Origin of the sequence: Streptomyces sp. CLV115 (assembly GCF_038448545.1) — a bacterium.
Lineage (GTDB): Bacteria > Actinomycetota > Actinomycetes > Streptomycetales > Streptomycetaceae > Streptomyces > Streptomyces sanglieri.
Map to the genome: position 1 here is coordinate 32,142 of NZ_JBCEWQ010000074.1, position 9,961 is coordinate 42,102.

Here is a 9,961-nt window from a genome sequence, read left to right on the forward strand (position 1 = left end):
GCGCCGACGGCGTACGGACCACCCGCCGACGAGGAGCGACATGGCCGACGCCCAGTGGAGTCCGGGCCCGAGGGCATGGATCGCCGCCGAGTGGCTGCCCGTGCTGGACATCGTCGAGCCGCCACGGCAGCGCCGGCTCACCGTACTGGTGCGGCTGCTGATCCTGATCCCGCACTTCATCGTGCTGTTCTTCCTGCACATCGCGGCCGTGCTGACCGTCATCGTGGGCTGGTTCGCCGCCCTGGTCCTGGGGCGGCTGCCCGAACCGCTGTTCCGGTTCCTCGCCGGGTACCTCGGCTACCAGGTGCGGGTCGGCGCCGGCAGCATGCTGCTCGTGGACCGGTATCCGCCGTTCGCCCTCGACCCGCCGCCGGACTACCCGGCCCGGATCGAGGTCAGACCCACCGCCCTCAACCGCCTGGCCGTCCTCTTCCGGCTGATCCTGATGATTCCGGCGGCCGTCGTGCAGAGCCTCGCCGTGGCCGGCTGGTGGACAGTGGCGATCGTCTGGTGGCTGATCACGTTGATCCTGGGACGCATGCCCCGCCCCCTCTTCGAGGCCACGGCCGCCGTGCTCCGCTACGAAATGCGCTTCTGCGCCTACGCCATGATGCTCACCCCGGCCTACCCCAAGGGCTTTTTCGGCGACGACGACCTCTCCCTACCGCAGCAGCAGCCGCGCTCCGCCACCCGGCCGCTCGTCATGGGCAGTGCGGGAAAGTGGCTGCTCATCCTGTTCCTGGTGCTCGGGGCTGCCACCTCCATCACCACGTCCTCCACGACCGACTGGTCGACCGAGTCCACCGGCGGCAGGTGAAAATCCTCCCCGGCCCCGTGGCGGGCGAGGCATGATCATGGCATGACATGGACAGCACCCGAGGTTGCGCGCACATCCGGTTCACTCGTGGCCGGCGAGCGGGAGATGCTCACCGGCTACCTCGCATGGTTCCGCAGCTCCCTGCTTCACAAATGCACGGGCCTGACCGGGGAGCAACTTGCCCGACAGACCGTGCAGCCTTCGAATCTCACCCTGCTCGGGCTGATCCGCCACATGGCGAAGGTCGAACGGGTCTGGTTCCGGGAGCGGTTCGCCGGGCAGTCGTTCGACCCCATGTACGACCCGGCGAAGGGCAAGGACGCGGACTTCGAGGACCTGGACCCGTCCCGCGCGGCCGAGGACTACGCCCGCCTCGTCGAGGAATGCCGGCTCGCGGACGAGATCGTCGCCACTGCCTCGCTGGACGACACCTTCGTCCATGGCGGCGAGGAGTTCTCGCTGCGCCTGATCCACCTGCACATGATCGGTGAGTACGCGCGCCACACCGGCCATGCCGACCTGGTGCGGGAGGGTGTGGACGGCGCGACGGGGTGGTGACGTGCCGCCGAACGGGGGGCTCCGCGCCGACGGTGCGCGGTCCGGAGCGGGCCCGGCCGGGCCCACCGTCGTCCGTCGTCCGGCCCGTCGCCGGGCGCGGCCGAGGCACCGCACGCCCGGCGAGCGGTGGTACAGAATGACGCCGGGCTCCTTGACGTGAACGCGCCGATGGGTATGGTCTAGTCCAAGTGCAGGGCCCTGCCGGACGTCGCGAGTCCCGGGCGTACGCGGCAGGTTCCTGCCGTGCCCTTCGCACTTCTTGGCCCCCACACTGGAGAGGCCGGTCTGCCACCCCCGGGCCCCCACAGCCCGCTCGTGTGCGGCGACGCCTCATGTGAAGGAGAAGCATGCACGCGAAAAGGAAAACGGCCGCAGTCATCGGTGCCTTACTCGCCCCCGCACTGGTCCTGAGCCTTCCGGTCGGCTCCGCCAGTGCCCACGGATACATCTCGTCGCCCCCGAGCCGCCAGGCCCAGTGCGCGGCCGGAACCGTGAGCTGCGGGGAGATCAAGTACGAGCCGCAGAGTGTGGAAGGCCCCAAGGGGCTGACCAGTTGCAGCGGCGGCAACAGCAGGTTCGCCGAACTCGACGACGACTCCAAGGGGTGGCAGGTCACCCCGGTGGGCCGGAGCACATCGTTCCAGTGGGTCCTGACCGCCCGGCACGCCACGAGCACCTGGCAGTACTTCGCGGGCGGCCGGAAGATCGCGGAATTCAACGACAACGGTGCGCAGCCCGGTTCCACCGTCACCCATCAGGTCGACTTCGGCGGCCTGTCGGGCAGGCAGAAGGTTCTCGCGGTGTGGAACATCGCGGATACGGCCAACGCCTTCTACGCCTGCATCGATGTGAACGTCGGCTGACCGAGGGGCCCGGCCGACGGTGCGCCGAAGCCCTCGCCCACTCGCGCGGGCCTCGGCGTACCAACCGAGTCGTCGCAGCCGGTCACGTTCGACCGCGTCGTGCTCCAGGAGGACATCACCCGCGGGCAACGCGCCGAGTCCTTCACCGTGGACATCCGGCACGGCACCGCACGGAAGGCCGTCGTGCAGGCGGGCACCATCGGCTGCAAGCGCATCGAGCAGCTGAGCGCTCCCGTCACCACGTGCGGGGTCCGGCTGCGCGTCCTCGGCGCCCGTGCCAACCCGCGCGTGGCGAAGCCGGGTCCGTACAAGGCCTCCCGACCCGGATGATTTCGGGTGCGGGGCGCGACGGACGACCTCCGCCGCGCCCCGCACCCGTACCGCCGGCCCGGTGGGGCCGCGGCTATGTCGCGCGGTCCTCCCGGTCGTGGACGCGCCGGGCCTGCGGCACACAGCAGTGGGTCGTGGCGGGGGCGGCGGGCGCGCTCTGGGTGATGTGCTCGGCCCGTGTCCGGTACTCCGGATCGTCGGCGACCGGGTGCATGTCGGTCCAGTAGATGCTGAGCATCGTGCGCAGCGTCGTCGGATCCTGCCCGGGGCCGGTGGGCACGGTCAGCCGGTCGAGGTGCCGCCACAGTTCGTGGTCCGCCGGCTCTGCGCCGCCGCCGTTGCGGGCGTGGACCGCCTGGTGGCGTTGCACGGCGACGGCCAGTTCGCGGAGCGTCTCCCGGCTCTGCTGACCGGAGTTGAGGCTCTGCGCACGGTTCACGTTGCGCTGTTCCTGGCCCAGTTCGGAGATGGCTCGCTGGACGCGCTGGTGGAAGTTGGCGGTGCGGCGCCGCAGCGATTCGAATTCGGCCCGGGTGGCGAACCATTCGCGCTTGCCGGCCTCACCCCGGGCGAAGCACTCGATGCGGAACTCCTCGCGCTCCGTCTTCCGGCGGCGCAGTACGCTCGCGGTGCGTTCGTGGACATGCGTGAGGATCTTCCGGGCGCGCGGCAGATTGTCGGGATGGGTGATCGCCGCCCACGTTCTGGCGTCGCGGGTGGGCGGGTGAATGTTCGAGGTGAGAATCTGCTCGAACTCTTTGTCGGCGAGCTGCGCGAGGTCCTGGGCGTCCACTACTGGCCTCCAAGCCGGTGTTGGGCGGTATGTGCCCAGCGTGGCGTATGTCACTGACAAGAACGTAGAAATCCGGAAATAGAACGCGCCGAGGTGGAGGCGCACGCAAGCCATGTTTCTGACGATGCGTCAAGTCTGGTGATTCGGTCTGCTTCCAGCCGCAGCGGTCAACGGGCGCGGTCCGCAGGAGACCGCCGGGTCGCCGAACCGGTCGACGGTGCGCCGCGGCTGCCGGGTGCGGACGGGCCAACACGCCGGTCGCGCGACGGAGCAAGGCCATCCTGCGCATGTCCGAAACTGGATGCCACGAGTCAACGTGCCCGGCCGGTGGTTGCTCCTTCCTGACCTGCTGCTGGTACTGGTCCGCCACTGATGCCGGCCCGGGCCGGGGACCTGGGGACATCGCACGGCCCTGGGCCGCCGCCCATGACCCGGAGCCCTCTCGAACTGGTGATCTTCGACTGTGACGGTGTCCTCGTGGACAGTGAACGGATATGCGTCAGGGTGGACGCGATGGTCATGGCCGACCTGGGCTGCCTGTTCACCGAAGCCGAGATCATCGAGCAGTTCGTCGGCTCGTCCGGCGAGGTCTGCACGGCGGTCGTCGAGCAGCGGCTCGGGCGCCGGCTGGAGAAGGACTGGCAGCAGAAGTACGAGCATCTGTACCGCACGGCGCTGGACGCCGAGCCGGCCGCTGTCGACGGCATCGCCGAGGTACTGAACCGCCTCACCACACCCGTCTGTGTCGCGTCGAACGGCGATCACGACGGCATCAGGCGCAACCTCCGGCTCACGGGGTTGAGCGACCACTTCGCGGAGAACATCTTCAGCGCCGACGACGTCGCGACGGGCAAGCCGGCCCCCGACCTCTTTCTCCACGCCGCCCGCTCCATGGGCGTGGATCCCGGACTCTGCGCGGTGATCGAGGACAGCGCGTACGGGGTTCAGGCGGCCCGCGCCGCCGGGATGCGGGCCTTCGGCTACTGCGGCGGTCTCACACCTGCTTCGCGGCTCGAAGGGCCATGTACCACCGTGTTCGACGACATGGCCGAACTCCCCGGGCTGCTGGCGGCCGTCACCCACTGAGGCAGGACGCGATCAACCGGTCGTGGCGGGGGAGGGGCCGACCCCGCGCCGAGAAACCCACCGGGCCCGTCCTCAGGAGCGCCACACCGGTGCGCGCACCACATCGTTCTCGGAGACCTTGCAGTTGATGCCGTTGACGACCTCGTCCGCCTCGATGTCCCAGCCGACGACACCGTTGCCCTTGCGCCCCAACTCCACCGGACGAGCACGTTCATTCCCCTCTCCGGTGTTCACATCGCATTCCACAACATTCGTCCAGGAGCGGTCGTCCACCGCCCCGGCCGGCGCGATCGACGGGAGCACCACCCCGGCCAGCAGCAGCGCGGCCACGGCCGCGGCGTCGGCGCAGTGCTGGAGCCGGCCGGAGGGTGAGGTATGGGTGCGCTTGCCGCTGCCTCGCTCGCGACGCCCGGTGCGGTACTCGACGATCACGCCGAGACGCAGCGCGTACGAGGCGACGGCCACCGCGACGCCCCACCACCATCCGTGGAAGGCCCCGACCACCAGCGCGAAGGCGAGGGGTACTACGGCGGCCGCCGACAGCGTGTGAGCGACGGAGCTCTCCGCGTGGACCCGGCCCCGCCCTTCGCGGCGAAGTACGCGTGCGTGGTGCGCGAGACCACGACGGCGAGCACCGAGGCGAGCAGCGCGGTGTTGAGCAGCATGCCGATCAGGACGTCCGGCCAGTTGGACGGCTCCATGGCGACCAGCGCCTCGCTCGCGCTCGCCTCCGCCGCCGAGCGTCCAGGCCGGCTTGAGGACGGGCATGGCGAAGACGACCGCCAACAGGATGATGTGGCCAAGGCCGCCCTTGAGATCCGCCGAATTCTCGTTGTCGCTCATGGCGCAAGTCTTTGCTGCGTCCGGTCGGCCGGCGAGACGACCTGCCGGGACCGCCGCCCGCTCGGGGCGGCACGGCCGCCCCGGATGCCACCCGAACGGCGTACTCCCGGCCGGTCCGTCCCAGTGCCGGGAAGTCTGTGACGCGGTGCAGGGCAACGGCCGCCGGCGTTGGGTGATCGCCCGCGCCGTTGCGAGAAGGGATGGGCGTTGGTCTAGTGAAATCACCTGTCGATGGGGGCCACGGGGCGACCGCGACGCGCCGCGGTCCCGGGCACCTCACGTCCGTGTCCGGCGCAGGGCGATCCCGGCAGGCACACCGCTCGCGCTCTCCCTTCCCACCCGCACTCACTGGACGGTGACCATGACCATGTCCTCCTTCGGCTCCTTCGGCGGCCCGGACCCGTTCAACGAACTGCTCAACCGGTTCTTCGGGATGTCCCCGGCGTCCTCACCGCCGCAGGTGCAGCGGGTTCCCATCGGGCGGCTGCTGACCGAATCCGCCCGTGAGCTGATAGGCCGGGCAACCACACGTGCGACCGAGGACGGCAGCCGGGACCTGGACACCGAGCACCTGTTGTGGGCCGCCACCCAGGTGGACCCGGCGCGCACCCTGCTCGCACAGGCCGGGGCGGACCCCGACGAGCTGGGCAAACGGATCGCGGAAGTCCTGCCGGGCGAGAGCGCCACGCCGTCCGCGGAGCCGAGCCTGACGCCGGCCGCCAAGCGCGTACTCCTGCAGGCCTATGAGCGTTCGCAGGCGGCCGGGGTCTCCTACATCGGGCCCGAGCACATCCTCGGCGCGCTGCTGGACACCCAGGAGTCCGGCGCGGCCAAGCTGCTCGGTGCCTCCGGCACGGACACCGGCAAACTGCGGCGCGAGGCGGACAACGCGGCACGGGCCGACGGCACCCCGGCGGGCGGAACGAGCGACACCCCGACACTCGACCAGTACGGACGCGACCTGACCGAGGAGGCGAAGGCCGGGAAACTCGATCCCGTGGTCGGCCGGGCCGAGGAGATCGAGCAGACCGTGGAGGTCCTCTCGCGGCGCTCCAAGAACAACCCCGTGCTGATCGGTGAGCCCGGCGTCGGCAAGACCGCGATCGTGGAGGGAATCGCCCAGCGCGTCGTGGCCGGGGACGTCCCCCGCACCCTCAAGGACAAGCGGGTGATCGCCCTGGACCTCTCCGGTCTGGTGGCGGGCTCCCAGTACCGGGGCCAGTTCGAGGAACGGCTCAAGAACGTCATCGACGAGGTCAGCGCCGCCGCGGACTCGACGATCCTGTTCATCGACGAGCTGCACACCGTGGTCGGCGCCGGAGCGTCCGGCGAGGGCGCCATGGACGCGGGCAACATGCTCAAACCGGCCCTGGCCCGCGGCGAACTGCACGTCGTCGGCGCGACCACCATCGACGAGTACCGCAAGCACATCGAGAAGGACGCCGCGCTGGAGCGCCGATTCCAGCCCGTCATGGTGCCCGAGCCGACGGTCGAGGAGACCATCCAGATCCTGGAGGGCCTGCGGGACTCCTACGAGGCCCATCACCAGGTCCGCTTCGCCGACGACGCACTGGTGGCGGCGGCCGAGCTGTCCGACCGTTACATCAGCGACCGCTTCCTGCCGGACAAGGCCATCGACCTCGTGGACCAGGCGGGCGCCAGGGTGCGGCTGCGGTCGCTCGGCAGGTCCACCGAGGTCGTCTCCCGCGAGGACGAGCTCGCCAAGCTGAAGCGGGAGAAGGACGAAGCGGTCGCGTCCGAGGACTTCGACAAGGCGTCCGGGCTGAAGCTCCGGATCGCGGAGACCGAGGCCGAACTCGCCGGTGTCGAGGAACGGCGCGAGGGCGTCATGGACGTCACCACCGCCGACATCGCCGAAGTCGTGTCCCGCCGCACCGGCATCCCGGTCACGCAGCTCACCGCCAGCGAGAAGGAGAAGCTGCTCAAGCTGGAGGACGCGCTGCACTCCCGTGTCGTCGGCCAGGACGAGGCGGTCACCGCGATCGCGCAGGCGGTGCGCCGCAACCGGGCCGGAATGGGCGACCCGAACCGTCCCGTCGGCTCCTTCCTCTTCCTCGGGCCGACCGGTGTGGGCAAGACCGAACTTGCCAAGGCACTCGCGGAGTTGCTCTTCGGCGACGAGAACCGCATGGCCCGCTTCGACATGAGTGAGTTCCAGGAGAAGCACACCGTCTCGCGGCTCGTCGGCGCACCGCCCGGATACGTGGGCCACGAGGAGGCCGGCCAGCTGACGGAGAAGGTGCGCCGCCAGCCGTACAGTGTGCTCCTGTTCGACGAGGTGGAAAAGGCTCACCCCGACGTCTTCAACACACTGCTGCAAGTCCTCGACGACGGACGCCTGACCGACGCGCAGGGGCGAACCGTGGACTTCCGCCACACCGTCGTCATCATGACGTCCAACATCGGTGCCCAGCGCATCCTCGCCCACAAGGGCGATGTCTCCGAGATCCGCGACGACCTGATGGGCGATCTGCGGGGTCACTTCCCGCCGGAGTTCCTCAACCGAGTGGACGAGACGATCATCTTCCACGGCCTCGACAAGGAAGACCTCGGCGAAATCGTCGACCTCATGCTCGACGGCAGCAAGCGCCGTGTGCGGGCCCAGGACATGGAGCTGGAGGTCACCGAGGCAGCGAAGAAGCTTCTCGTCGCGCACGGCCACCAGCCGGAGTTCGGCGCCCGCCCACTGCGCCGCACGATCCAGACCGAACTCGACAACCGGATCGCGTCACTGCTGCTGAGCGGCGAGGCGGAGCCGGGTGACACCATCGTCGCCGACGTGAAGGACAACGCCCTGGTCTGCTCGATCCGGCGCCCGGAGACCTCTGCCGGGGCGGAGGCGGAGGCCGGGACCGGGACCGAGGCGGTCGCGGCCGAATAGGCTCCGACGCCGCAGATCCCCGGATCGGCATCACGGGCTCCCAGGAGCCCATGGGCCAGGGATGCCTGGAGCCCGAGCTGTCCGGACCCCGAGCTGTCCGGTTCCCGAGCTGTCCGGTTCCCGAGCTGTCCGGTTCCCGAGCTGTCCGGTTCCCGAGCTGTCCGGTTCCCGAGCTGTCCGGTTCCCGAGCTGTCCGGTTCCCGAGCTGTCCGGTTCCCGAGCTGTCCGGTGATGACAGGGCTTGTCGCACAGTCTCAAGAACTGTGCGACAAGCCCTGTGCGTGTTCCGGCAGCGTCCGCGAGATTCGGACCGGCCGATCACGGAACCCCGGCTCCGATCTCCGCATCCTCCTCCACACGACGCGCGGCCACCTGCCACGCAATGTGTCCTGGGGGGACCACATGTTCACGTTCAACAGGCGTTCCGCGGCCGCCGCGCTGACCGCCTCCGTCCTCGCCGCGGCCGGTCTCGCGGTCACCGCGACTCCTGCCGCCGCCATCCACGGCGGGCAGAACACCACCGTGGCGGACCACCCGTACACCATGCTCATCGAGACTCCGGACGGCGAGCAGTTCTGCGGCGGCACGCTGGTGGCGCCCACCAAGGTGCTCACCGCCGCGCACTGCATCGAGGACGCCGCCGACCCCCGCGACCTGCTGATCATCGGCGGGCGCACGGACATGAGCAGCACCAAGGGGACGGTCCGGCACGTCGCGTCGGTGAAGGTCCACCCGAAGTTCGCCGCGGCCACCCTCACCTACGACGCCGCGGTGATCACCCTCTCCAAGCCGATGCCGTACGCGTCGATCAAGCCGGCCGGTCCGAAGGACTCGGCTCTCTACGCCCAGGGGAAGACCGCGAAGACCATGGGCTGGGGCAAGACCGCCACCGACACTCCCGGGAAGCGGCTCAAGTCGGCCACACTGACCCTGGCACCGCTCAAGGGGTGCGCGCCCTTCACCGAGCCGGGCGAGTCCGCCTCGCTCAAGGTGTGCGGGATCCCGGCCGCCAGGACCCATGACAGCGTCTGCCGGGGCGACTCCGGCGGCCCCCTGGTCGCAGGGGGCAAGGTGATCGGTGTGGTCTCCACGGGCAACAAGTACTGCGACGACCAGTACCCCGTGTCCGTCTTCACCCGGGTCAGCGCGATCGCCGCAGGGCTCGGCCTCCCGGTCGGGTGATCGCAGGCCGGTCCTCGGCGGGCCGGACCGGCTGTCCACGCCGCGCTGCCGGCCGCTAGCCTCGCTCCCATGAACCGGCGGCGGCGCAAGAAGCTCACCCAACACCTCGGCACAGCAGTCCTCATGGGCCGATCCGGCCGGGTGAAGGCGATCCTCCGGGCCGGGGCCGACCCGGAGCGGGCGGACAGCGAAGGCGTCACCCCGCTCTATCTGGCATCCGTGAACGGCGAAGCCGAGATCGCCCGGTTGCTCCTGGTGTCCGGGGCCTCCCCGGACACCGAGAGCGGCGGACTCGGTTCGGAGGGCACGCCCCTGTGCGCCGCCGCGTGCTGGGGGCACACCGAAGCGGTGCGCGAACTGCTGGCGCACGGAGCGGATCCGAACCTCCGCGAAGATCACGGCGCCGGCCGCTCGCCCCTGGACTGGGCGCAGGCCGGCCCGCATGCCGGAACAGTCGCCCTCCTCATCGGCGCGGGAGCCGTCACGCGTACCTGACGAGTGCCCGGACCACGACCGTCCGAGCCTTCTCCTCCGGAGATTCCGGGAAGCCCAGGGCCGGGGAAGCCGGGGGCTGGGCAGGCTGGGGG

10 protein-coding genes are annotated in these 9,961 nt (G+C 70.1%); 8 read left to right on the forward strand and 2 right to left on the reverse strand.

Annotated features, from left to right (window positions below; all coding sequences use genetic code 11):
• Window positions 1-40 precede the first annotated feature (40 nt).
• The 4 genes from AADR41_RS24180 to AADR41_RS24195 all read left to right on the forward strand — a co-directional run bounded on the left by AADR41_RS24180 (window position 41) and on the right by AADR41_RS24195 (window position 2,568).
• Window positions 41-817: a DUF4389 domain-containing protein gene (locus tag AADR41_RS24180; RefSeq protein ID WP_342283489.1), complete on the forward strand. Its 777-nt coding sequence runs from the start codon at window positions 41-43 to the stop codon at window positions 815-817.
• A 42-nt stretch (window positions 818-859) separates the two neighbouring features.
• The gene (locus tag AADR41_RS24185; protein WP_342283490.1) at window positions 860-1,375 is read left to right on the forward strand and encodes a DinB family protein; all 516 of its coding nucleotides are present in this window, start codon (window positions 860-862) and stop codon (window positions 1,373-1,375) included.
• A gap of 347 nt (window positions 1,376-1,722) precedes the next feature.
• Complete coding sequence (locus AADR41_RS24190) at window positions 1,723-2,238, forward strand: lytic polysaccharide monooxygenase auxiliary activity family 9 protein (RefSeq protein WP_342283491.1); 516 nt, start codon at window positions 1,723-1,725, stop codon at window positions 2,236-2,238.
• 99 nt (window positions 2,239-2,337) lie between these two features.
• Window positions 2,338-2,568, forward strand: coding sequence for a hypothetical protein (locus tag AADR41_RS24195; RefSeq protein WP_342283492.1), 231 nt, complete (start codon window positions 2,338-2,340; stop codon window positions 2,566-2,568).
• 73 nt (window positions 2,569-2,641) lie between these two features.
• Here the strand turns inward: AADR41_RS24195 and AADR41_RS24200 are convergent, their stop codons facing one another.
• Window positions 2,642-3,361, reverse strand: coding sequence for a hypothetical protein (locus tag AADR41_RS24200; protein WP_342283493.1), 720 nt, complete (start codon window positions 3,359-3,361; stop codon window positions 2,642-2,644).
• A gap of 426 nt (window positions 3,362-3,787) precedes the next feature.
• On the opposite strand from AADR41_RS24200, the gene AADR41_RS24205 reads away from it, so the two are divergent.
• Window positions 3,788-4,447 carry an HAD family hydrolase gene (locus tag AADR41_RS24205; protein ID WP_342283494.1) on the forward strand — a complete coding sequence of 220 codons (660 nt, stop codon included), beginning with the start codon at window positions 3,788-3,790 and terminating at the stop codon, window positions 4,445-4,447.
• 72 nt (window positions 4,448-4,519) lie between these two features.
• On the opposite strand, the gene AADR41_RS24210 is transcribed toward AADR41_RS24205, so the two are convergent.
• The gene (locus AADR41_RS24210) at window positions 4,520-5,290 is read right to left on the reverse strand and encodes a hypothetical protein (protein WP_342283495.1); all 771 of its coding nucleotides are present in this window, start codon (window positions 5,288-5,290) and stop codon (window positions 4,520-4,522) included.
• Between the two features lie 361 nt (window positions 5,291-5,651).
• Here AADR41_RS24210 and AADR41_RS24215 point away from each other — a divergent pair, with 361 nt between their 5' ends.
• The 3 genes from AADR41_RS24215 (at window position 5,652) to AADR41_RS24225 (ending at window position 9,869) form a co-directional block, all read left to right on the forward strand.
• Window positions 5,652-8,192 (forward strand): ATP-dependent Clp protease ATP-binding subunit, encoded by a 2,541-nt coding sequence (locus AADR41_RS24215; protein ID WP_342283496.1) that lies wholly within the window; start codon window positions 5,652-5,654, stop codon window positions 8,190-8,192.
• A gap of 402 nt (window positions 8,193-8,594) precedes the next feature.
• Window positions 8,595-9,374 carry a S1 family peptidase gene (locus AADR41_RS24220; RefSeq protein WP_342283497.1) on the forward strand — a complete coding sequence of 260 codons (780 nt, stop codon included), beginning with the start codon at window positions 8,595-8,597 and terminating at the stop codon, window positions 9,372-9,374.
• Window positions 9,375-9,443: 69 nt separating this feature from the next.
• Window positions 9,444-9,869 carry an ankyrin repeat domain-containing protein gene (locus AADR41_RS24225; RefSeq protein ID WP_342283498.1) on the forward strand — a complete coding sequence of 142 codons (426 nt, stop codon included), beginning with the start codon at window positions 9,444-9,446 and terminating at the stop codon, window positions 9,867-9,869.
• Window positions 9,870-9,961 lie beyond the last annotated feature (92 nt).